This is a genomic window from Anaerotignum sp. MB30-C6 (genome assembly GCF_030908465.1).
GTDB lineage: Bacteria > Bacillota > Clostridia > Lachnospirales > Anaerotignaceae > Chakrabartyella.
This window is the reverse complement of sequence record NZ_CP133078.1, coordinates 2,943,685-2,965,321: the sequence shown is the minus strand read 5'-3', so window position 1 is coordinate 2,965,321 and position 21,637 is coordinate 2,943,685. Positions and strand designations below refer to the sequence as shown.

At 40.2% G+C, this 21,637-nt stretch carries 20 protein-coding genes, 5 tRNA genes, 2 rRNA genes and 1 pseudogene; 16 read left to right on the top strand and 12 right to left on the bottom strand.

The features are described from left to right. The first annotated feature begins 37 nt into the window (after positions 1-37). The 10 genes and pseudogenes from rrf (at position 38) to tnpA (ending at position 5,283) form a co-directional block, all read left to right on the top strand. Positions 38-155 (top strand): 5S ribosomal RNA (gene rrf, locus RBQ60_RS14585). Between the two features lie 6 nt (positions 156-161). Next, positions 162-235: transfer RNA gene (locus RBQ60_RS14580), tRNA-Ile, on the top strand. A 24-nt stretch (positions 236-259) separates the two neighbouring features. Then, positions 260-332, top strand: a tRNA-Ala gene (locus RBQ60_RS14575). Positions 333-774: 442 nt separating this feature from the next. Continuing rightward, a 23S ribosomal RNA gene (locus tag RBQ60_RS14570) occupies positions 775-3,673 on the top strand. Positions 3,674-3,744: 71 nt separating this feature from the next. After that, positions 3,745-3,820: transfer RNA gene (locus RBQ60_RS14565), tRNA-Trp, on the top strand. A gap of 34 nt (positions 3,821-3,854) precedes the next feature. Continuing rightward, positions 3,855-3,928 (top strand) — tRNA-Asp (locus tag RBQ60_RS14560). A 5-nt stretch (positions 3,929-3,933) separates the two neighbouring features. After that, positions 3,934-4,006: transfer RNA gene (locus tag RBQ60_RS14555), tRNA-Val, on the top strand. A 110-nt stretch (positions 4,007-4,116) separates the two neighbouring features. Beyond that, complete coding sequence (locus RBQ60_RS14550) at positions 4,117-4,269, top strand: DUF6472 family protein (RefSeq protein WP_307884399.1); 153 nt, start codon at positions 4,117-4,119, stop codon at positions 4,267-4,269. An 11-nt stretch (positions 4,270-4,280) separates the two neighbouring features. Then, on the top strand, positions 4,281-4,658 hold the full coding sequence (locus RBQ60_RS14545; RefSeq protein ID WP_307884398.1) for an ACT domain-containing protein: 378 nt from the start codon (positions 4,281-4,283) through the stop codon (positions 4,656-4,658). A 166-nt stretch (positions 4,659-4,824) separates the two neighbouring features. After that, positions 4,825-5,283: pseudogene (gene tnpA, locus RBQ60_RS14540) on the top strand (IS200/IS605 family transposase). A 168-nt stretch (positions 5,284-5,451) separates the two neighbouring features. Here the strand turns inward: tnpA and RBQ60_RS14535 are convergent. Further along, entirely contained in the window at positions 5,452-5,868 is a 417-nt protein-coding gene (locus RBQ60_RS14535) for a YrvL family regulatory protein (RefSeq protein WP_307884397.1), read from the bottom strand. Positions 5,869-6,069: 201 nt separating this feature from the next. Between RBQ60_RS14535 and lepB the strand changes: the two genes are divergently transcribed. The 6 genes from lepB to RBQ60_RS14505 all read left to right on the top strand — a co-directional run bounded on the left by lepB (position 6,070) and on the right by RBQ60_RS14505 (position 12,072). Then, positions 6,070-6,576: a signal peptidase I gene (lepB, locus tag RBQ60_RS14530; protein ID WP_307884396.1), complete on the top strand. Its 507-nt coding sequence runs from the start codon at positions 6,070-6,072 to the stop codon at positions 6,574-6,576. 342 nt (positions 6,577-6,918) lie between these two features. Further along, a complete protein-coding gene (locus tag RBQ60_RS14525; RefSeq protein ID WP_307884395.1) occupies positions 6,919-8,481 on the top strand; it encodes a DUF3794 and LysM peptidoglycan-binding domain-containing protein in 1,563 nt (520 codons plus the stop codon). A gap of 300 nt (positions 8,482-8,781) precedes the next feature. Then, positions 8,782-9,627 carry an amino acid ABC transporter substrate-binding protein gene (locus RBQ60_RS14520; RefSeq protein ID WP_307884394.1) on the top strand — a complete coding sequence of 282 codons (846 nt, stop codon included), beginning with the start codon at positions 8,782-8,784 and terminating at the stop codon, positions 9,625-9,627. A gap of 105 nt (positions 9,628-9,732) precedes the next feature. Further along, positions 9,733-10,464, top strand: coding sequence for an amino acid ABC transporter permease (locus tag RBQ60_RS14515; RefSeq protein WP_307884393.1), 732 nt, complete (start codon positions 9,733-9,735; stop codon positions 10,462-10,464). A gap of 14 nt (positions 10,465-10,478) precedes the next feature. Continuing rightward, entirely contained in the window at positions 10,479-11,240 is a 762-nt protein-coding gene (locus tag RBQ60_RS14510) for an amino acid ABC transporter ATP-binding protein (protein WP_307884392.1), read from the top strand. Between the two features lie 13 nt (positions 11,241-11,253). After that, positions 11,254-12,072, top strand: coding sequence for a hypothetical protein (locus RBQ60_RS14505; protein ID WP_307884391.1), 819 nt, complete (start codon positions 11,254-11,256; stop codon positions 12,070-12,072). A gap of 117 nt (positions 12,073-12,189) precedes the next feature. On the opposite strand, the gene RBQ60_RS14500 is transcribed toward RBQ60_RS14505, so the two are convergent. The 11 genes from RBQ60_RS14500 to RBQ60_RS14450 all read right to left on the bottom strand — a co-directional run bounded on the left by RBQ60_RS14500 (position 12,190) and on the right by RBQ60_RS14450 (position 21,610). Beyond that, positions 12,190-12,414: a carbon storage regulator gene (locus RBQ60_RS14500; protein WP_307884390.1), complete on the bottom strand. Its 225-nt coding sequence runs from the start codon at positions 12,412-12,414 to the stop codon at positions 12,190-12,192. A gap of 1 nt (position 12,415) precedes the next feature. Beyond that, positions 12,416-12,859 (bottom strand): flagellar assembly protein FliW, encoded by a 444-nt coding sequence (gene fliW, locus RBQ60_RS14495; protein ID WP_307884389.1) that lies wholly within the window; start codon positions 12,857-12,859, stop codon positions 12,416-12,418. Positions 12,860-12,876: 17 nt separating this feature from the next. After that, positions 12,877-13,482, bottom strand: coding sequence for a DUF6470 family protein (locus RBQ60_RS14490; protein ID WP_307884388.1), 606 nt, complete (start codon positions 13,480-13,482; stop codon positions 12,877-12,879). A 28-nt stretch (positions 13,483-13,510) separates the two neighbouring features. Further along, positions 13,511-14,503, bottom strand: coding sequence for a flagellin N-terminal helical domain-containing protein (locus RBQ60_RS14485; RefSeq protein ID WP_307884386.1), 993 nt, complete (start codon positions 14,501-14,503; stop codon positions 13,511-13,513). Positions 14,504-14,522: 19 nt separating this feature from the next. Beyond that, entirely contained in the window at positions 14,523-16,103 is a 1,581-nt protein-coding gene (gene flgK / locus RBQ60_RS14480; protein WP_307884385.1) for a flagellar hook-associated protein FlgK, read from the bottom strand. Positions 16,104-16,135: 32 nt separating this feature from the next. Then, complete coding sequence (gene flgN / locus RBQ60_RS14475) at positions 16,136-16,591, bottom strand: flagellar export chaperone FlgN (RefSeq protein ID WP_307884384.1); 456 nt, start codon at positions 16,589-16,591, stop codon at positions 16,136-16,138. A 21-nt stretch (positions 16,592-16,612) separates the two neighbouring features. Then, entirely contained in the window at positions 16,613-16,915 is a 303-nt protein-coding gene (gene flgM / locus RBQ60_RS14470) for a flagellar biosynthesis anti-sigma factor FlgM (protein ID WP_307884383.1), read from the bottom strand. Positions 16,916-17,111: 196 nt separating this feature from the next. After that, positions 17,112-18,158 carry a protein-glutamate methylesterase/protein-glutamine glutaminase gene (locus RBQ60_RS14465; protein WP_307884382.1) on the bottom strand — a complete coding sequence of 349 codons (1,047 nt, stop codon included), beginning with the start codon at positions 18,156-18,158 and terminating at the stop codon, positions 17,112-17,114. Positions 18,159-18,183: 25 nt separating this feature from the next. Beyond that, positions 18,184-18,996 (bottom strand): CheR family methyltransferase, encoded by an 813-nt coding sequence (locus RBQ60_RS14460; protein WP_307884381.1) that lies wholly within the window; start codon positions 18,994-18,996, stop codon positions 18,184-18,186. A 17-nt stretch (positions 18,997-19,013) separates the two neighbouring features. Further along, complete coding sequence (locus RBQ60_RS14455; RefSeq protein WP_307884380.1) at positions 19,014-19,490, bottom strand: chemotaxis protein CheW; 477 nt, start codon at positions 19,488-19,490, stop codon at positions 19,014-19,016. Positions 19,491-19,504: 14 nt separating this feature from the next. Then, entirely contained in the window at positions 19,505-21,610 is a 2,106-nt protein-coding gene (locus RBQ60_RS14450) for a chemotaxis protein CheA (protein WP_307884379.1), read from the bottom strand. Positions 21,611-21,637: the final 27 nt, after the last annotated feature.

Sequence of the window (21,637 nt, the reverse complement as noted above, 5' to 3'; positions counted from 1 at the left end):
TTGGTTTTGAAGGATCAAACCTTCAAACACACAAATCTTCGGTGATGATGCGCTTAGGGGACACACCCGTTCCCATACCGAACACGTCGGTTAAGACCTAAGCGGTCGATGATACTTGGCGGGCAGCTGCCTGGGAAAGTAGATGGTTGCCGGAGTCCTATGGGCTCATAGCTCAGCCGGTTAGAGCGCACGCCTGATAAGCGTGAGGTCGGTGGTTCGAGTCCACTTGAGCCCATTTTGTGTGGTTTAAATAGAATAAGGGGAATTAGCTCAGCTGGGAGAGCACCTGCCTTGCAAGCAGGGGGTCACGAGTTCGAATCTCGTATTCTCCACTTACCGACTCCAATGGGTCGGGATGCACCTTGAAAACTGAATACAAGAAAAAATAGAGTCAATCGAGAAATAAATAAATTTCTTTAGAAATAATAAAGTAGTTTTTTCATTGCAATGCAATGAAAACCGATTTTATCTTTGATTTTATGCAGCTTTTACATTTTTACAAATGTGAGGTGGCAGCATTTAAAACATCAAAGAAAAAATCTAACGAAGTTAGCAGACGATGCTAACAAAAAACCGTAGTATCGCTACTACGAAACATTCCAAAGAACAAGCTATAGATTTTGACTTGATGAGAAGAGGGTCAAAGCAATAAGGAAGTTTTTTCATTACTTCGTAATGAAAACCGATTTTTGTTTTGATTTCGCACTGCTCTTACATTTCTACGAAATGTTAGGTCGCAGTACTTAAAACATCAATACAAAAATCTAATGAACTGGTCAAGCAAGAAAGAGCACAAGGAGAATGCCTTGGCACTAGGAGCCGATGAAAGACGTGATAAGCTGCGATAAGCTTCGGGGAGGCGCAAATAGCCATCGATCCGGAGATTTCTGAATGGGGAAACCTACTTGAGCAAACCTCAAGTATCCGTAGGTGAATACATAGCCTGCGGAAGGGAACGCTGTGAACTGAAACATCTAAGTAGCAGCAGGAGGAGAAAGAAAACTCGATTTCCTTAGTAGCGGCGAGCGAACGGGAAACAGGCCAAACCGAAGGACCTAGTTCTTCGGGGTTGCGGACTGTATAAGGCATTGGCAAGAGATAGTCGAAGTGTTTTGGGAAAGCACACCAAAGAAGGTGAAAGTCCAGTAGACGAAATTTCGAGCCAGCTGACAGTATCCAGAGTACCACGGGACACGAGAAACCCTGTGGGAAGCCGGGGGGACCACCCCCCAAGCCTAAATACTCCCTAGTGACCGATAGTGAAGTAGTACTGTGAAGGAAAGGTGAAAAGAACCCCGGGAGGGGAGTGAAAGAGAACCTGAAACCTTGTGCTTACAAACAGTCAGAGGGCTTTGTGCCTGATGGCGTACTTTTTGTAGAACGGTCCGGCGAGTTACTAATGCCAGCGAGGTTAAGTGGTTAGAAGCCACGGAGCCGAAGGGAAACCAAGTCTGAATAGGGCGTATAGTTAGTATTAGTAGACCCGAAACCGGGTGACCTATCCATGTCCAGGTTGAAGGAGCCGTAAAAGGCTTTGGAGGACCGAACACACATCTGTTGAAAAAGGTGGTGATGAGGTGTGGATAGCGGAGAAATTCCAATCGAACTCGGAGATAGCTGGTTCTCCTCGAAATAGCTTTAGGGCTAGCCTCGAGAGGAGTCTAACGGAGGTAAAGCACTGAACTGACGCGGGGCCCAAAAAGGTTACCAACTCATATCAAACTAAGAATGCCGTAGAGATACCCTCGGGAGTCAGTCTATGTGAGATAAGTCGCATGGACAAAAGGGAAAGAGCCCAGACCGACAGCTAAGGTCCCAAAGTACGTGTTAAGTGGAAAAGGATGTGGGATTTCATAGACAACTAGGATGTTGGCTTAGAAGCAGCCACTCATTTAAAGAGTGCGTAACAGCTCACTAGTCGAGAAAACCTGCGCCGAAAATGTAACGGGGCTAAAACACGTCACCGAAGCTACGGATTGACAACTTAAGTGTTGTCAGTGGTAGAGGAGCATCCTGCAAGGATGAAGCCAAAGCGAGAGCAATGGTGGACGAAACAGGAGAGAGAATGCCGGAATGAGTAGCGAGATATATGTGAGAAACATATAGGCCGAATATCTAAGGTTTCCTGAGTAAAGCTAATCTTCTCAGGGTTAGTCGGGGCCTAAGGCGAGGACGAAAGTCGTAGTCGATGGACAACAGGTTGATATTCCTGTACTACGTATAATCAGAACTGTGGGGACGCAGGAGGATAGGGAAACCGGGGAATGGAAAAACCCGGTCAAGCATAAAGCCAAGGGAGATAGGCAAATCCGTCTCTTGATGGTGAAATGTGATGAGGACTGAACAAAAGTAGGGAAGTTTCCGAATCCACACTGCCGAGAAAAGCCGCTATTGTATTATACGTACCCGTACCGTAAACCGACACAGGTAGATGAGGAGAAAATCCACAGGCCGACGGGAGAAGTGTTGTTAAGGAACTCGGCAAAATGACCCCGTAACTTAGGGATAAGGGGAGCCACGCAAGTGGCCGCAGAAAAGAGGCTCAAGCGACTGTTTAGCAAAAACATAGGTCTATGCGAAACCGTAAGGTGATGTATATGGGCTGACACCTGCCCGGTGCTGGAAGGTTAAAAGGAGAGGTTAGCGTAAGCGAAGCTTTGAATTCAAGCCCCAGTAAACGGCGGCCGTAACTATAACGGTCCTAAGGTAGCGAAATTCCTTGTCAGGTAAGTTCTGACCCGCACGAAAGGTGTAACGATTTGAGCACTGTCTCGACAACACGCCCGGTGAAATTGAAGAACCAGTGAAGATACTGGTTACCCGCAACAGGACGGAAAGACCCCATGGAGCTTTACTGCAGCCTGATACTGGGATTCGATGATATATGTACAGGATAGGAGGGAGGCTATGAAGCCAGGACGCTAGTCTTGGTGGAGCCGCCGGTGGGATACCTCTCTTATGTCATTGAATTTCTAACTAATGCCCGTGATCCGGGTATAGGACAATGTCAGGCGGGCAGTTTGACTGGGGCGGTCGCCTCCTAAAAGGTAACGGAGGCGCTCGAAGGTCACCTCAGAATGATTGGAAACCATTCAAAGAGTGTAAAGGCAAAAGGTGGCTTGACTGCGACAGCGACGGCTGGAGCAGGTACGAAAGTAGGACTTAGTGATCCGGTGGTAATAAGTGGGAATGCCATCGCTCAACGGATAAAAGCTACCCTGGGGATAACAGGCTTATCTCCCCCAAGAGTTCACATCGACGGGGAGGTTTGGCACCTCGATGTCGGCTCATCGCATCCTGGGGCTGTAGTCGGTCCCAAGGGTTGGGCTGTTCGCCCATTAAAGCGGTACGCGAGCTGGGTTCAGAACGTCGTGAGACAGTTCGGTCCCTATCCGTTGTGGGCGCTGGAAATTTGAGAGGAGCTGTCCTTAGTACGAGAGGACCGGGATGGACGTACCTCTGGTGTACCGGTTGCAGACCAACTGCACAGCCGGGTAGCTATGTATGGAACGGATAAACGCTGAAGGCATCTAAGCGTGAAGCCGCCCTCAAGATAAGATTTCCCATTCTTCGGAAGTAAGGTCCCTTGAAGATAACGAGGTAGATAGGTTGGAGGTGTAAGCACGGCAACGTGTTCAGCTGACCAATACTAATAGACCGAGGGCTTGACCAATAAATCGATTGATGATATAATTCTTGTGTTCAGTTTTGAAGGTGTATTAATAATTTGCGAGATACCTTTATAGGGGTATAGTTCAGTCGGTAGAACGTTGGTCTCCAAAACCAAATGTCGAGGGTTCGAGTCCTTCTGCCCCTGCCATTTTCATAAAATGTCCAGCGCCATATTTTAATATGGCTCAGTAGCTCAGTTGGTTAGAGCGCCGGCCTGTCACGCCGGAGGTCGTGGGTTCGAGTCCCATCTGAGTCGTTTATGGGAGTTTAGCTCAGCTGGGAGAGCATCTGCCTTACAAGCAGAGGGTCACAGGTTCGAGCCCTGTAACTCCCATTTTAAACCACTTCTTAAATTAAGAAGTGGTTTTTACTATATTTGATTACTTTTTAGAACATATAATAGATAATGGGGGATAGATGATGCAGTCGAACTGTGAGACATGTATGAATTTTTGTTATGATGAAGAAAATGATGAACACTACTGCCAGGTGAACTTAGATGAAGACGAGATGGAAAGATTTATAAGGGACGAACATAAGGATTGTCCTTATTATCGTTTAGAGGATGAATACAAAACAGTACGTAAGCAAATGTGAGGTGACGTAGAATGTTGTTAGAATGGTTAGACTTTGAGTTTTCGGTTGTAAAATGGACCAGTCAGCGGGAAATGGAAGATTTAGGGCTGTATACCTTCTGGTCTAGAACAGATGACGAACTATCCTTGGTTTGTCCTACAGGTTGTTTACCAAAGGATATTGAAGAGTATGAAAATGGATGGGTTGCTTTTCGTGTTGTTGGGAAAATGGATTTTTCTGTAGTGGGAATCCTTGCAGACATATCCAAATGTTTGGCGGAAATAAAAATAAGTATATTTGCTATATCCACGTTTAATACGGACTATATTCTAATCAAGCGAGAAGGTGTTCTTTTAGCGCAAGAAGCTCTAGAGGCAAACGGCTGGAAATTTCAGAATAAAAAAGAATAAAAAAAATGGTGGAGGCTTAAACAGCCCCCACCATTTTTTATTGTGCTTAAGCTCCAATAAACCACCAGCTCTGCTGGTGGAGTGAAATGCTTATAGCAGTAGTAAACCTCCTTTGATAAGATTAAAGTGGTTCCCCAACCGCTAAAAAATCAAAGGAGGTTTTGTCATGACTGACATAAAGAGTTTATCACATTCAAAGTGGAGATGTAAATATCATGTTGTATTTGCACCTAAGTACAGAAGGTTAGCGATTTATGGAAAGATAAAAGCTGATATAGAAATTATAAGAAAACTATGTAAACAAAAAGATGTAGAGATAGTTGAGGCACAAGCATGTAAAGACCATATACATATGCTAGTTGAGATACCACCAAGTTAAAGTGTTGCGGAGTTTATAGGTTTTTTAAAAGGAAAGAGTGCACGAATGATATTTGATAGACATACAAATCTGAAATATAAGTATGGAAATCGCCACTTTTGGTGTAGGGGGTATTATGTAGACACGGTAGGTGGAAATGAACGTGTAATAAAGGAGTATATAAAAAATCAGCTACAAGATGATATAATAGCAGACCAAATATCACTAAAAGAATATATTGACCCGTTTACGGGTGACAAGAATTAAAAGGGATAAAAGAAAGCCGCTTTAGCGGCTCCCTGAAAAAGTAATGCGGTTGGCGGAACATTCAATGCGTCTTAAGACGCTGTGCCAGTAAAAAGCCCTTCTAGGGCTAGTGCAAACCACGCGTTTAACGCATGGTTTTGATTGAGGATTATAGGAAAAATATAAGAACTAAGAGAACCCCTTTCCTTCTAAATAAACGGTAATCAGTGACAAGGTTAAGGCGAAAAGTAGAATGGATAGCCTTGTGGAAACAATACTGGGCATAAAATAGTCCACAATCTGCATTGCAATAAAACAGCTGCTAACATCAAAAAAAATATAGACTAAGCCATAGTTTTTTTGAGCCAGCCCAAGGCGAATCATAAATTGGGTTAGGAAGATTGCTAGAGATTCTAATGGAAGGCTAATAATACTTACGAGAATAAAAAATAATATCAATGTACCCACTGACTCGTACTGAAATCCAAACAAATGCATATAGACACCGCCAAACATAGCGATAATAGATACAACCCCAAGAATAAGCCCGCCGATGACTAGGTACCCTAAAAAAGGTACAATAAGGCGCTTCATTACTTTCCACATTCTATCAACCTCCCGTAAAAGATAGTTTAACTGAAAATCTTAATTTTATCAACAAAAACTCAAAAGCAGAACAAAAACTACTGCGGAATAATTTTCCATTGCATTTTCCTTGCTATTTTTGGAGAAACTTGTATAATTTTATATAGAGAGGTTAAATTTTGGATTTTTGGGTAAAATTTTGCATTGTGAGAGGTAATCGTTTTGTATGAAGTTATAAAAGATTGGGGAAACGTAGTTCTGCGAGCCGCAGTAATTTTAATTATATTATTTTTCTTATTTTGGCCTGTAAAATTGGAAGGAAGCTCTATGGATCCAACGTTAAATGACGGGGATATTGTTTGTATGAGTCGTTTTTCTGTACAGATGGGTTGGTATGAAAAAGGAGATATTGTAGTTTTTCAATACCATGACGATAAGGGTAAAGAAAAAACCGTTTTAAAACGGGTCATTGCGATAGAAGGTGACCATGTTCGTTTACTTACGGATGGTAGTGTTGAAGTAAACGGAGAGGTGCTGGAGGAGGATTATGTGGATGGTCCTACCAATGGGTTAGTGGACATGGTAATTCCATCAAATACGGTTTTTGTTTTGGGTGACAATAGAGACTTAAGCTTTGATAGTCGTCATATGGGCGTGATTTCTTGTAATGACTTAACGGGAAAAGTTATTTTACGTTGGTTTCCGTTACGCGAGATGAGAACATATTAAGGTATTTGGGTTATAAAGCCTCTTTTGTGGTTTATTCCTGAAAAAAATTTCCTTCTGCAGTTTAATTTTGCAGGAAAAATGAATAAAGAAATGAGAACCCCTTTGTGAATACTTATTTTAATGAGTTATGCACAAAGGGGTTTTTCAATTGATACAAATTTTCTTGTTCACCTGGACGAAAAAGAAGTAGATTTTTTCTCAGAAACCCTTCGGTTTTAGGAATACAATGGAAGGAAGTCAATATATTAATATATAGACAAAGGGTGGATGGTGACCGAGAAAAGGGAAAAGCCCGAAATCAGTGTCTGAAAACTGCCGCAAGAATAGCGAAGGAGGTTTTTTATGCCGATGGAATGGGAAAGAGAAAAAATCGTATTGAAACAGCAGGGTGGGAAGCAAGCTTCTCAGATCTTGCTGGAAGGAGATATCATCGCGCCTGACAGCAAGCCTGATGTAAATGAAGTATTGAGTTGCCATGGGAAAGTTAGAATGAAGGATGTTCGGGTTGGAGATGATCGAATCAGTGTCTCAGGTGATTTAGATCTTAACATTCTATATTGTTCCGACAAAGGAGAAGATGCTGTATATGCAATGTGTGCTAGCCTGCCGATTGAAGATGTAATTTATATGGATGGCCTGGAAAAGGATATGCAGGTGAAATTGACAACAGCACTAGAGCATTTGGATTGTCAAGTGATCAATGATAGAAAGTTGGGTGTAAAGGCTGTAATTGGGCTGACTGCAACTGCAGACCGTATACATAAAGTAGATGTAGTTGTTCCCAGTGAGGGCAATGGCATGGCCTTTTTGGAAGGCAAGCTTCGCATGGAAGAAGTAGTAGCTGAGAAAAAGGACAGGTTTACAATAAAAGAAGAGATTACTTTGCCACAGACGGCAGCAGCCCTAGGAGAAATCTTAAGTAGCGAATTCTCCTTGACTGATCAAGAAGTTCGTCCCATGGATGGGAAGGTAATGGTTCGTAGTAATTTAATGGTAGATATCCTATACACCGATGATCAAGGTACAGGTACTATTCATGTTTTAAGCGAAAAAATTCCTTTTAACGGGTATATTGAGGCAGAGGGAATAACGCCAAAAAGTACCGTCGATATGGACTTGAGTATTGATGAAACCTCTATTAAAACTGCCCTTGATGATGATGGTGAACCGAGGATTTTAGATGTTGATGTAACGATTTTGGGGGATATATCGGCATGGGATGTTTCCGAGAAGGAAGTGGTTACGGATGCCTACGCTCCAGGAATGGAAACGGAGGTTATGCGGGAAAATATAACATATCCTGCTTCTGTGGGTCGAGTAAAAAATCAATTCTCTTTAAAAGAGAAACTTACTTTGGATAAAGATGAACGGCCAATGCTGCAGGCTGGCAAAGCATGGGGAAGTCTTCTCATACAGGATGTGGAAGCAGAAGAGGATATGATTGAAGTAGATGGTGTTCTAACGGTAGAAATTTTATATTTCTGCCAAGAGGATGATCATGCTGTATGCATGGTGAAAAGGGGCATTCCCTTTAGCCAGAAAATAGAGATGAAGGGTGTTACTTCAGAGGATGAGGCTTCTGCAAGAGGGAGTGTGGAAGAAATGGACTTCCAAATTCTTTCTGATAAAGAAGGGGAGCTCTTTGCCTCTATCATGCTTGAAGTAGATGCAAAGAGGCAAGAAACGGCACAAGTTGTAACAGATATTCGTCTTAAGGATTGTGATAAATCACAGAAATTCTTGGCGGGTGCAGTCATTTATACAGTGCAACCCGGAGATAGCCTTTGGAAAATTGCAAAATGCTTTGATACTACCATTGAACGCATTTTGATGGTAAACGACATCGAAGATCCAAACAAAATTTATCCGGGTCAAAAGATTTTAATTATTAAAATGATTCATTGATGAGTATGAGAATCATTTGCTATGAGTCTCGTATAATATCTGATATTGTGTCAGACGGTTTCATAAGGTGCTGGGGGTTAATGAAAAACAAAGTAGAAACTGGCTTGTTCAGAAACAAAGAATTTTTTTACGTCTTTATAAAAAAGCGGACAATCGATGTTCGCTTTTTTTATTCCTCAAAAAACTTCAAAAAATATAAAAATAGCACTTTACTTTAGTGTGGTAATGTGGTAATATAATAAAGAATAAAGCGACAGGTTGGTCGTAAAAGTAGACAATATAAAAAAGGGGAAATGAAGAATGAAAAAATATTTAGCACTGTTCTTGACAATGGTAATGAGCGTTTCTGTATTAGCAGGCTGTGGCGGTGGCGATGCTGGGGCAAATGAGGCACCTGCGGCAGATAATACTGCAACTAAGGAGCGTACAAAATTAATTGTAGGTTTTGATGCAGAATATCCTCCTTACGGTTACCGTAACGAAGCAGGGGATTATGTAGGTTTTGACTTGGACTTGGCGGCAGAGGTTTGTGAACGTCGTGGCTGGGAGTTGGTAAAACAGCCTATCGACTGGGATGCCAAGGATATGGAGTTAAACAGCGGCTCTATCGACTGTATCTGGAATGGCTTTACAATGACAGGCAGAGAAGCAAATTATACTTTCTCTGATCCTTATGTTGATAACAGCATTGTATTTGTGGTAAAATCAGATTCAGGGATTAAAACAGAGGCTGATTTGGCAGACAAAGTTGTTATGACACAAGCGGACTCATCTGCATTGGCCGCTTTAACAAATGAAGAAGACAATGAAGAAAACCTGGCTTTGGCGGCGAGCTTTGCATCTTTGGAGCAGACTGCAGATTATAATACAGCATTTATGAATTTAGAAGCAGGTTCTATTGACGCCATTGCAGTAGATATCGGTGTGGCTCAGTATCAGTTATCTTCTCGTGGCGAAGGCTTTGAAATGATGGAAGAACCTCTTTCCACAGAACAGTATGCAATCGGCTTTAGATTGGACGATACCCAGCTGAGAGATCAGGTTCAGGAAACTTTATATGAAATGGTAGAAGATGGTACTTTTGATTCTATCGTAGCTAATTATAAAGATTACAATCTGGATCAGATGGTTTGCCTTGGCAAATAATTTTAATAAAGAATAAAGGGGTTAATGAAGCGTGCCGGAAATCCGGCACGCTTGTCCCGCTTTAAATGAATCATGTAAATAACTGGAAAGGACGGGACGTTTTTTATGGATATAGCCGAATATCTAAGTATTATACAGCAACTTGCAGGAGGTATGCTGGCAACGTTATTTATTTTCGTTTTGACATTGGTATTTTCTATGCCTTTGGGTCTTTTAGTGGCCTTTGGCCGTATGTCAAAATGGGCGCCTTTTGCTTTTTTGCTCCCTGAAGATAAATTTCAGGAAAAAGGTCTTCGTAAATGGATTGGAAACTTTAAGCCTATTCAATTTCTAGCAAAAGTCTACATTTCCATTTTGAGGGGTACACCCTTAATGTTACAGCTTTTGGTCGTTTATTTTGCACCATACTATATTTTTGGTGTGACCCTTAGCAAAAGCTACCGCTTTATGGCAGTCTTAATTGGTTTTTCCGTAAACTACGCTGCATACTTTGCAGAAATCTACCGTTCTGGTATTGAATCCATTCCCGTTGGCCAGTATGAAGCGGCTTCGGTTTTGGGATACAATAAATATCAAACCTTTTTCAAGATTGTTTTCCCTCAAATGGTGAAACGTATTTTACCTCCTGTTACCAACGAAATTATTACATTGGTAAAGGACACTGCTATGGCCTTTGTATTAAACTATACGGAAATGTTTACCTTGGCAAAGCAGATTGCAGCAGCCAAAACAACGATTATTCCCCTATTTATTGCAGGTGTATTCTACTTTATATTTAACTGGGTCGTTGCGTATGTAATGGAACGGGTGGAAAAATCCTTGAGTTATTATCGGTAAGGAGGGCAACAAAAATGAAGGTATTGGAAATAAACCACTGTAATAAAAAATTTGGTGACAACGAGGTATTGAAGGATATTTCTCTTTCTGTATCAGAAGGACAAGTTGTATCCATCATTGGACCTTCTGGATCGGGAAAGTCTACATTGTTACGTTGTGCCACTTTACTGGAGACCATGGACGGTGGCGATTTAATTTACTTAGGGAACCATGCTACAAAAGCGGATGGCACTGGAAAATCTATATATAGCGATGACAATAAGCTTAGAGAAATCAAAAAACACTTTGGCCTAGTATTCCAAAATTTTAATTTATTTCCCCACTATTCCGTTATGAGAAATATAACGGAACCACCAATTTTAATTGGAAAACGACCGAAGGATGAAGTATATGCTGAGGCGAGGGAACTTTTGGCGAAAATGGGTCTTTCTGATAAAGAGGACGCTTACCCTCATCAGCTTTCCGGTGGCCAGCAACAGCGTGTTTCCATAGCTCGTGCATTGGCAATGAAACCTGAAATTCTATTTTTTGATGAGCCCACTTCAGCCCTTGACCCAGAGTTGACAGGGGAAATCCTCAAGGTTATTAAGGATTTAGCGGCGGAACATATGACAATGGTCATTGTAACCCATGAAATGTCTTTTGCTAGAGATGTATCAAATCATATTATTTTTATGGATGGTGGAGTTATTGTAGAAGAAGGCGCACCGGAAGAGGTAATAAATAATCCCAAGCAGGAACGAACAAAAGCTTTTTTGGGACGCTTTCAACAGTAAAGGCGAGGTGCTTATGGAAATAGAATTTATTAAAACTAGCCCAACTCAAAACATGACCATTTTGGTGGAAACTGAAATTCCACCGGAAAATCAATTAGGGATCGCACAGAAGCTAATGGCGTATGATGGCGTTTACGGCGAGCAGACGGGCTTTATCCATGAGCCTGAGGATAAACGTGCTGCAAAGGCTTTGCGCATGATGGCAGGAGAATTTTGTGGAAATGCAACCATGTCCCTAGCTGCATGGCTGATGGAGCAAAAGCATATACCCTTGGGCGTGAAAGAAACAGTTTTGTTGGAAGTATCCGGTGCAAAAGAATTGATTTCTTGTGAAGTTCAAAAGAAACAGGACCAGGGGTATTATGGAAGGGTAGACATGCCTAAGCCTTTGTCTGTAGAGACAGAGACGTTTCAGCTGGGCAGGGCAGTTTATGAATTGCCCGTGGTGCGTTTTGAAGGGATATCCCATATTATTGTGAAGCGAGAGCTATGGGGAGAAGATGCCAAAAACATGGCGGAACAGGCGGCTTTTATGTGGGAGGAAAGAATGCCCGATGCTTTCGGGATAATCCTTTGGGATGAAAGAACAGAGCAGTTAGAACCACTTGTTTGCCTGAAGGGAGCTAGTTTAGTTTGGGAGAAAGGCTGCGGAAGCGGAACCTCTGCCATAGGCGCTTATTTGGCAATGCAAGCAGGAAAGGACATTTCTTTGCAGTGCAAGCAACCTGGAGGGGTAATGGGTGTTGAGGCAACTGTAAAAGAGGGGAAACTTACATCCTTGCAGATTTCTGGCTATATTTCTATTGTTGCCACAGGGAAGGCTTATATTTAAAAATAATACCATGGTTAAGGAATAGGGTGTTGCAATGAAAATTGTTTCACCTTTTTTATTTGGTAAAAAGTTTATTAAAAAATGAAAGGAAATACCAAAAACGGCATTTCCTTTTTATTATTTATCAAATATTTTTTTCAGCAGCTCAATGGAGTTGCTCGTAGAGGTTAACGCCTCTTGGTTACTCATTGAGGCAAGTTTTAGTTCCTCACGAACGATGGGGATATCTTTTGGCGCCTCAATGGAAATTTTCACTTTATCAGAGGTGATATCCTGTATTGTAATTTTAATATCATCGCCTATATATATGGATTGACCAGTTTTCCTCTGTAATACCAGCATATCAGCCCTCCTTATTTATAAGCTTTTGAAAGGGATACTTAAAAGGATAATCCGTATTATCCAAAACAATTTGCTTTGCTAATCTAGTTTCAGTATTCACGATGACAGGACACCTTAAGTTTGTGGTACTTTGTGGGACATCATCCTTTAGTACACAAATATTATATACCGCTAGATTATTTGTATCCTCTAACTTTAAATCTTTATAGTCTTCAGCCCCAAGGGGTACACTATAATCGGGAATAAAGTCATAGGGATTTATCATTACAAAGGCAATATTTCCATCATCTATACTTTGCAGACAAATGGGAGAACTGCTATTGTTTTCAAATCTGATTAGTATGAACTTTTTGAACTGTTCAAATCCAAAAAGGCCATTTTCAAACAAAATAACATCTTTATCACTAAATTCCATGTTAGAAAAATATTTTGTTACCAGTTCCATTTATTCACCTCGTTTAATTATGCTCTTAAATCGGTAGTAGGAACATACTCAGGGTCGGCACTTGGTGGCACATAGATAGGGCTGCCCACATATTCAATGACAACATCGGGTTGTTGTGTAATGGATATTTCGATATTCCCTGGTATAAACTCAAAGTTCCCGTTCATTACTTTCCATTCAAAGTTAAGTTTATCTAGTTCATACTGAATGGTTATTTCTGGGTCAGACCAATTCAACTCGGGTTTTGCAGTAGGGGTAAAGGCTAAGCCCACGTTTGTATTGACTTCCATTTTAGAACTTACGATTTTCCCAATCACATCTTCACCTATCTTCGCATTCAGAAACAATTTACCTTCCCGTGCATATGCTGCGGTAGCTTCGTAGGCCGCCATCTTACCTTTTTCAGCGGCATCTTTAATGCTTGTTCTGAGTGATGGATTTACAGAATTATAACACTCAAAAGAATCGATATCCAACCTGATTGGGTTGCTTTTAATTCTGAGACCTCCAGAATCTCTTGTAAGTTCTAGTTCAGCGTTTGAGTTTTTATATTCTAAGCGTGCATTATTAACCTTCATTTCAAAGGATAACGGTATTGTCGTAATTTTTAATAATGGTTCCACCGTACTCCGCCCCTCTCACTATATTTTTTTATCTCATAAAATCTATAAATGATTGACTCAAAATACTATTACCAACCTTTAGTGCAGCATTATATGCAAATTGTGCCCATGAATAACTTGTAATTGCTTCTGCCAAATTTACATGTTCAACTGAAACAATTTCTTCATTCAGTGTAATGCGGTTATCATCCAGACGATTTTTGGTAGACTCAAGGAAGTTGCTCTTTGTACCCAAAACAGTAACAAAGTCGGTGAGGTTACTTCTGGATTGGTCAAATTGCTTGGAAAGATCATTTAGCTTTTCTTTATCAACAGGATTTTTTTCCAACTCATCTGCAACTTCGCCTAGTAGATTTACAATGTTTTGATCCATGCCATCCTTTTGTCCAAAACCAAGGGGGCTAAGGCCGGAAAAAGCAGTATTAAAGGCACTATTGCCAACAACACTTCCCCCACTAAAAGACATACCAAAACCTAAATCTACAAGGATTTCCTCCCCAACCATATCTTTTAATTTGGCTTGCACATCAGGGTCGGTGCTAGAAACATCAAGGCCAAAGTACTGAAGCTTTCCATCAACCAGTTCAAAGGGGACAGAGTCCGTTGTTTCACCCCCAAAAAGAAAGGTTTCACCAAGTTTTGAGTTTGCAGACATTACCAGGGATTCCTGCATTTTTCTAAGACTGGTTGCAATCGTTTTTCGTTGTTCTTCGCTTGCGGTTCCATTGATGCCTTCCAAAATAAGTGCGTTAGCCCCTTTGGCAATTTCAGTCATTTGCATTGCGCTGCTCTCAGCGGCGTCAAAGTGAGAAATTACGCTTTGAACATTATCAAGGTAATTATCATTATCCAGATATTCTTTTCTTAGCTTATAAGCTTTTGCCGCCGATGCGGGGTCTTCGGAAACCTTGTTGAAATTTCTTTTTGTCATTACCCGATTTCTTGCACTATCCAATTCCACGGCTGATTTTGAAAGATTTGTTTGGTAATTTCGTAAAACCTGATTGGTTGTGATTCTCATTTAAAGCAACTCCTTTTCATTATCTACCTACAATACCCATTTTGTTGATTACGGTGTCTAATGCTTCATCCAAGGTAGTCATTAATCTTGCTGCTGCTGCGTAGGATTTTTGATATCTCAATAAGTTCATACCTTCCTCGTCAAGGCTCACCCCAGAGATAGCGTCCTTTGCATTGGAAATCTCCTTGGCAACGGATACATGGTTGTCTAGTAGGGTTCCTGTGGACTTAATATCAATACCCAAAGTGGAGTTAAGGCTGGAAATAAACTCATTGAAAGAACCTTTAAACAATGTAATATCATCGGAGGGATCAGGAAGTGTTCCGCCGTAGATAAATTCTTGGTCAGCTTGCATTGCCGAGATCATTTTCAAAATATTATCGTTTGCTCCCGAAGGGGGAGTGCTTCCATCTGACGTGACAGAGGCCGTGATACCATATTTAGAATTAGCCCATCCAGAAGCGATACAAATATTTTTTGCGTTAATTTGCCCTCCATCTGTTGAACCGAATAAATCGTGGAGGTCTGCTGGGGGTGTGCCAGCAGGAAGGCCAGCGTTATTTATATCGTTAAATGTGGTGGCCAATTTGTTTGCAAAAACATCAAGCATCTGCTGGTAATAACCAATACCTCTAAAGGAGTTGGTGTCTCCGTCAAATTCGCCAGACTTGTTTAATAGCTCCAAAGAAGCTTTTAAGGAACCTGTGGTCAGTTCACTGAAAATATTTTCACCAATTGTGTTACCAGTGGCATCTTTAATAGGATTACCGTTGCTATCAACGATATTTAGCTGTGTTGTTCCATTGGGAATTTCAAAGTTCACATGACCTGCATGATCTAAGAGATTGATTGTTTTATTTGCACCAACAAAATCAATTTGTAGCTCGTCAATGGTTAAATTTTCTGAAATTTTAGTGGGAACATATTTTACGTCTATTTTTACGTAACTAGCCAATTCGTCGATCAGGACATTTCTTTGATCAATAAGTTCTAGGGCAGGGTTTCCGTTCACTTGACCATCTTTAATTGACTTATTTAACTCTGCAATGTTTGAGAGGATATTGTTGACTTCAGGGATATCAACCTGAGTTAGGTTATACTCCTGATTTTCACGAACGGTTTCCAATTGTTTCGCACATTGGTTTATAAATTTTGTTAAAGAGTCCGCAGAGGATTTTACCATGTTTTCAAATTCCTTGCTGCTTACATTTGTAGAAAGTTTTTGCAACATTTTCATCATGTCGCCAAGTTGCGACTGAATACCATCTTTGGCAACCTCATCTAAAATGGATTCAATTTCTTTAAGACCAGCTAGTTTTACGTCGGCTTCCCCCACCTTGCCAATTTCGTTTCGGAATCGAATGTCTAGATAGGGGTCTCTTACTTGAGAAATCCCCGTAACTAAAACGCCATGGCCTACGTTAACCCCTGTGGCATAGCGGCCAGCATTTTTCAAGTTTAGACTGATTTGATCCACTACCTGTCTTGTATATCCTGTTGTATTAATATTTGAAATATTTTGACCCGTTACATTGAGTCCATATTGGCTTGCACGTAGTCCTAATTGGGCAGTTGTAAACCCAGCAAATGTTGAACGCATTCAATTTCCCCCTTTGGTGATTTATGAAGTGATTAAGCAAATATATTTTTCAAATTACTCCCAGAGGGTCCTTGCTTTCCTTCGTTGTCTGGGTTTATGTTTAATTTGCTAATGGCTGCATTGATGGTGTGTAGGTTGACGTCAATGGCGGTTTTTACACTATTGTTGATTGCAGTAAATTCATTGGTTGTTTGCTGAAGGGTGGTATAGAGCTTTTGGCTTTCTTCTTTTTGCTCCGTTGGTAACAAGGGAATCATTTCTTTGAAAGTAAGATTTTCAAAGCCCAAGGCAGCTTGAATCTGCTCTCGCTTTTTGTCTAAGCCCTTTAACTTTAACACTTCAACCTGTTCGCTTTTAATGCAATTATTTAAAGCGTCTAAATCATTGGAAGTAACCGCTTTTAACTTGTCTTGCTCAATGATAGTCAGGTTTCTAAGAAGTTCGATTAAGCTTAAAACTATGGTGTTAAAATCTAAAATAGTGATCATTTTTTTTCATCCTTTTCTATACTACTGAAGCAACATTTTTTTTGCAATTTCATCAATATCGATTTTATATGTTCCTTCTGCGATTTGTTGTTTTAAGTTGGCTATTTTTTCTTCGGAACAAGGTGTATTGACTTCTGTGGAGATATTATTTTTAAGCTCGCTAACAAAGCGGCTTTCATCCGCTTTTTCAAATTTTGCACTTATAATTATTTCGTCGCAGTTTTTATTCCTGGCGGTAGCGTTTTGTGCAGGAATCTGCGTGGTTTTTTCTTTGTTTTTGTTGGTAGGCTGCAGATTAAAAAAACTATTTAAAGTAACCTTCATATAATTCTCCTTAATATTTATCAGATAATTATGTTCTTATATATATATCGGCAAGGACGGCAAAATAATAATATTTCTATTTTAAAAAATAAAAAAGCACACCTTAAAAAAGGTGTGCCAGCGGACTTAGGAAGTTCCCCACCTTTTTAGGTGGGGTGACACTTCTTATGTCAGTCCAATACCCAAAGTCATTGACTTAAAGCATTGACAGGTGTTTACGCAAAACATGGGGAATATTTTCACTTGAAGCTTCGATGGTTACAGCGCCAATGTTTTTTGCTTCCATGGGCATACCATACACAACGCAAGATTCCCTGCTTTGGCCTATGGTATAAGCCCCTTGTTTACGCATATTCAAAAGCCCCTGGGCTCCGTCCCTTCCCATTCCTGTCATAATAATGCCAACGGCATTTTTTTTTGCCACTTCCGCAACGGAATTAAACAACACATCAACGGATGGGCGGTGGCCGCTTACTTTATCTGCTTGAAAACATTTTACTACGAAGTTAGGACCCATTTTTGCAAGCCTCATGTGATAATCGCCGGGAGCAATGAGAACTAAGCCATTTTTCACGATATCTCCATCAACAGCTTCACGAACCTCCATTTTGCAAATGCGATTTAACCTTTCGGCATACATTTTTGTAAACCCAGGGGGCATATGCTGCACAACCAAAATGCCTGGGGTGTCTGGAGGCAAATCCTTGATGACAGAAATGGTCGCCTCTGTTCCACCCGTGGATGCACCAAGGGCGATGATTGTTGCGTTTGCCAACGGAGATGTTTTTATTGGCATGAAACTGTTTCTTGTCAGCGTCGAGACTGCACTTTTGCTTTTGTTTGTAGTTACCTTGGCACGGCTTGCAATGGTAATTTTTGATGCAAGCTCATTCATAAAAGATGAAATAGTATCTACTTTAGAAAGGTCAGGCTTTCTAACAAAATCCACTGCGCCTGCTGCCAACGCATCAAATACATTAATGCTGACGGATGAAACCAATACAACGGGAACAGGATGCTCAGGAAGGAGCTGTTTTAGGAATTCAATTCCGTTTAGTTTAGGCATTTCAACGTCAAGGGTAACAACATCAGGCTTTAGCTCCGGTATCTTTTCCTTTGCTTCAAAGGCATCTCTAGCATATCCCAAAACTTCGATATTGCTGAATTCAGCAAGTTTTTTTGTGAGTACTCCTCGGAAGAATAGCGAGTCATCTACGACTAATACCTTAATTTTTTTGTTCATTTAAAGCTACCTTTCTTTTTACATTTTAAATTTTTCGGTACGTAGCAGGCATGATATATTTATAATTTGAACTGTTCTTATTAATTGTTTCTGAAAGTCCAATAATAAGGTATCCGCCCGGTTTGGTAGAATTATAAAATCTATTTACCAAAGCATCTTTTGTGGGTTGGTTAAAATAAATCATTACATTTCGACAAAAAATTACATCAAATGGAATCTTAAATTGAATTGGATCCATAAGATTAAAGGTTTTAAAAATTACGTTTGCTTTTAATTCCGGTGTCACTTCATACTGATCAGTATTCCCAACACGCCTAAAATATTTACGTACCCATTCGCTGGGCATATCTTTTAAAGAGTCTTGGGGATATACGCCTTTTTGAGCTTGGAGCAAAACCTTTTGGGAAATATCTGTTGCCAAGACTCTAGTGTCCCACAAAGGTGCTTCTTTGCCTAAAAACTCTTTGATTAAAATGGAGAGGGTGTAGGGTTCTTGCCCCGTAGAGCATCCTGCACTCCAAATACTTAAGACCTTATCCTTTTTATTTTTTACGAGGGCAGGCAGTATCGTATGAGTGAAAAAATCAAAATGTACCTTCTCTCGCATAAAATACGTATAGTTCGTTGTAAGCTTATTTAACATTACCTCAATGTCTTTTTCCGAGGCTTTGGTAAGGATATAATCAACATATTCGGAAAAATCAGTAAATCCCATTGTAAAGAGGGTTGAGTTTAGCCGACCTTCAATTAACTGTTTTTTCTTAGAGAGATTTATCCCGTATTTTTTTTGGATGAAGGTATATAAACGGATAAAGTCTTCTTCTTTTAATATATTCATTCATGTACCACCTTATTTTATTTATTGCTAACTAACGCATCACAATCTAAGCAGAACATGATGCTGCCATCACTAAGATTTGTCATTCCACTAATGAAGTCAAGATTTTTAGAGGGTGGTTCAGACATCTTATTGGGTGCATTGATTACCTGTAAAACGGTATCAACCAAAATACCAATGGAAATCGAACCAATTTCTAAAATGATTACGCATAGTATAGAAGTATCTTCGCAAACAGGCTTGTTCATGATTTCCCGAATATCAATAATGGGAACAATCTGGCCTCTTAGGTTAATGATACCCTTTACGAATGTGGGAACCATAGGTAGAGGTGTGATGCTGGGATTTGTTATAATTTCTACTACGTTTTCGATGGGTATTCCATAGGTTAATTCTGCAGAGATAAAGGTGAGGTACTTGTTCACGTTATCATCTGCTTCTGTTACCATAAAATCCTCATCCATTATTTCAGAAAAATTATTTGACATATTCATTTTCACATTCCCCCTTATAACGAATTCATGAATGCTGTATGAAGACTAAGGGCATCCAAGATAATGCTAATATTACCATCGCCTAAAATGGTGCATCCTGCAACCCCAGAGTTTTTAATATTAAAACTATTGAGATATGTGGGCAAAGGTTTTACAACCACCTGTTGTTCCCCAATAAAGCTATCAACGAATAGGCAGTAGGATTTGTCGCTGGCTTCAACCCATACCAAAATGCCGTCTTCAATGTCAGTAATCTCTGTTTCAATATTATACAGGCTGTGTAAACGGATAATGGAATAATAGTTCCCCATACGTTCAATAATTTCATTGCCCAAAGAGTCAAGGATGACATCTTCACGCTCACACTTAAAGGACTGTCTGATATTTGTAATTGGCATCGTAAAGGTGGATTTACCAACGGCAATTTCCATACCATCAACAATTGCTAAAGTTAAAGGAATTTTTAGGGTAATGCAAGTGCCTTCGCCCAGTTCGCTGTCAATAGAAACAATGCCACCAACTTTTTCAATGTTTTGTTTTACTACGTCCATGCCAACACCACGTCCTGAATACTCAGTAACGGCTTCATTGGTAGAAAAACCGGCGGCAAGGAGAAGGGAAAGGGCTTCTTTTTTTGTATATTCACTTTCTGGCTTTGTCAATATGCCGTTGCGTTTTGCCTTTTCCATTACTTTTTCCGTATCAACGCCAGCACCATCATCGGATATGGTGATAATGATATCACTACCTGTATGTTTTGCTTCAAGAATAACTTCGCCCTGAGGGTCCTTGCCAGCGGCAATTCTGTCTTCTACACGGGCTTCGATACCATGGTCCATAGAGTTTCTAACAATATGGATTAAGGGGTCATTGATACTATCCACAATGGTTTTGTCCAATTCCGTGTTTTCACCGATAATGGTAAGACGAACGTCTTTATTTAAACTTTGCCCCATATCACGCACAATACGGTTCATTTTATTAAATACACCAGAGATAGGAACCATACGCATTGACATAGCAATATCTTGCAATTCATCAGTTAATTTTCTTAACTGTCTGGCAGACTTTGTGAAGTTATCCAGCTTAAGCCCCTTTAGGTCAGGAGATGATGTTACCATGGATTCAGTGATTACGATTTCACCAACAATCGCCATGAGTTTATCAAGCTTGGACAGGTTCACGCTAATAATGCTTTGCTTTGTCTGTTGATGGGAAGCGGCAGAACCGTTGTTTCCTTTATTTGCTTTGCTTTTGCTGGTAGCAACACTACTTCCAGCCTTCTCTTTGGAGGGAGCATCACTTTCGTTCCCTTTTTTTTGAGTATTTTCCAAAGCTGGGTTCAACATAACTTCAAAAGAGGCAATGTTGAGGGAATTCTTAATTGCAGCCACTGTAGAATCCACCAAATTTTCATCATCAAGGAAAATGAAAAAGCCGTTATCAATAATATAGTTGCAAGTTTCGGCGTTGGTTTCTACATCTTCGGGATAAAACTTAAATATGTTTCCAATTGCCTCAGCCACGGAGCTTTTTACCATAAACGCACGCAAATGTTCCATTCCACAACCATCATCAAATAGAATTTTAATGATATATGGTGAGGTTGTTGCAGGAATGGATTGCAAAGAAGCCTCGTTTTGTGGTACGTTGTGTTTGTCATCCGTTTTTGATACTACTGCACTTTCTGCTGGACTTGCTTCATTGGAGTTCAATTTTTCGATAAAAGTATTAATATCGGTTATAAAATTGTCGATATTATCAGTGATAGGTTCATTTTGTTCGATTTTCGCTACCTCTGTGCACATAAAGTCATTTGTTTTAAGTATTAAATCAAAAAGCTCTTTGCGCATGGGTTCCGAAAAGGTATTTGTTGTATTGTTCTGTCTAAAGATAAAGAAAAGGTCTTCAACTCTATGTGCTATTTTAGAAATAGAGTCGAATTCCATCATTGCAGAGGAACCTTTGATTGTATGCATAATGCGGAAAATTTCGTCAATATCTTCGGAAGAAAATGCTTTTGCTTTTTCTGCTTCAAGCATAATATTTTCCAACTGCTCAAGTAGAGAGTTTGTTTCGAAAAGATACATATCAATCATACTATCCATGCCGTTGTTCATTCATGAGCACCACCTTAGAAAAAAATA

Bases quoted from the DNA above. Each gene is read 5' to 3' on its own strand.
- RBQ60_RS14550 (WP_307884399.1), top strand. From the start codon at position 4,117: ATGAATTTTTGTTATGATGAAGAAAATGATGAACACTACTGCCAGGTG.
- RBQ60_RS14545 (WP_307884398.1), top strand. From the start codon at position 4,281: ATGTTGTTAGAATGGTTAGACTTTGAGTTTTCGGTTGTAAAATGGACC.
- RBQ60_RS14535 (WP_307884397.1), bottom strand. From the start codon at position 5,868: ATGTGGAAAGTAATGAAGCGCCTTATTGTACCTTTTTTAGGGTACCTA.
- RBQ60_RS14525 (WP_307884395.1), top strand. From the start codon at position 6,919: ATGCCGATGGAATGGGAAAGAGAAAAAATCGTATTGAAACAGCAGGGT.
- RBQ60_RS14520 (WP_307884394.1), top strand. From the start codon at position 8,782: ATGAAAAAATATTTAGCACTGTTCTTGACAATGGTAATGAGCGTTTCT.
- RBQ60_RS14515 (WP_307884393.1), top strand. From the start codon at position 9,733: ATGGATATAGCCGAATATCTAAGTATTATACAGCAACTTGCAGGAGGT.
- RBQ60_RS14510 (WP_307884392.1), top strand. From the start codon at position 10,479: ATGAAGGTATTGGAAATAAACCACTGTAATAAAAAATTTGGTGACAAC.
- RBQ60_RS14505 (WP_307884391.1), top strand. From the start codon at position 11,254: ATGGAAATAGAATTTATTAAAACTAGCCCAACTCAAAACATGACCATT.
- RBQ60_RS14500 (WP_307884390.1), bottom strand. From the start codon at position 12,414: ATGCTGGTATTACAGAGGAAAACTGGTCAATCCATATATATAGGCGAT.
- fliW (WP_307884389.1), bottom strand. From the start codon at position 12,859: ATGGAACTGGTAACAAAATATTTTTCTAACATGGAATTTAGTGATAAA.
- RBQ60_RS14485 (WP_307884386.1), bottom strand. From the start codon at position 14,503: ATGAGAATCACAACCAATCAGGTTTTACGAAATTACCAAACAAATCTT.
- flgK (WP_307884385.1), bottom strand. From the start codon at position 16,103: ATGCGTTCAACATTTGCTGGGTTTACAACTGCCCAATTAGGACTACGT.
- flgN (WP_307884384.1), bottom strand. From the start codon at position 16,591: ATGATCACTATTTTAGATTTTAACACCATAGTTTTAAGCTTAATCGAA.
- flgM (WP_307884383.1), bottom strand. From the start codon at position 16,915: ATGAAGGTTACTTTAAATAGTTTTTTTAATCTGCAGCCTACCAACAAA.
- RBQ60_RS14465 (WP_307884382.1), bottom strand. From the start codon at position 18,158: ATGAACAAAAAAATTAAGGTATTAGTCGTAGATGACTCGCTATTCTTC.
- RBQ60_RS14460 (WP_307884381.1), bottom strand. From the start codon at position 18,996: ATGAATATATTAAAAGAAGAAGACTTTATCCGTTTATATACCTTCATC.
- RBQ60_RS14455 (WP_307884380.1), bottom strand. From the start codon at position 19,490: ATGAATATGTCAAATAATTTTTCTGAAATAATGGATGAGGATTTTATG.
- RBQ60_RS14450 (WP_307884379.1), bottom strand. From the start codon at position 21,610: ATGAACAACGGCATGGATAGTATGATTGATATGTATCTTTTCGAAACA.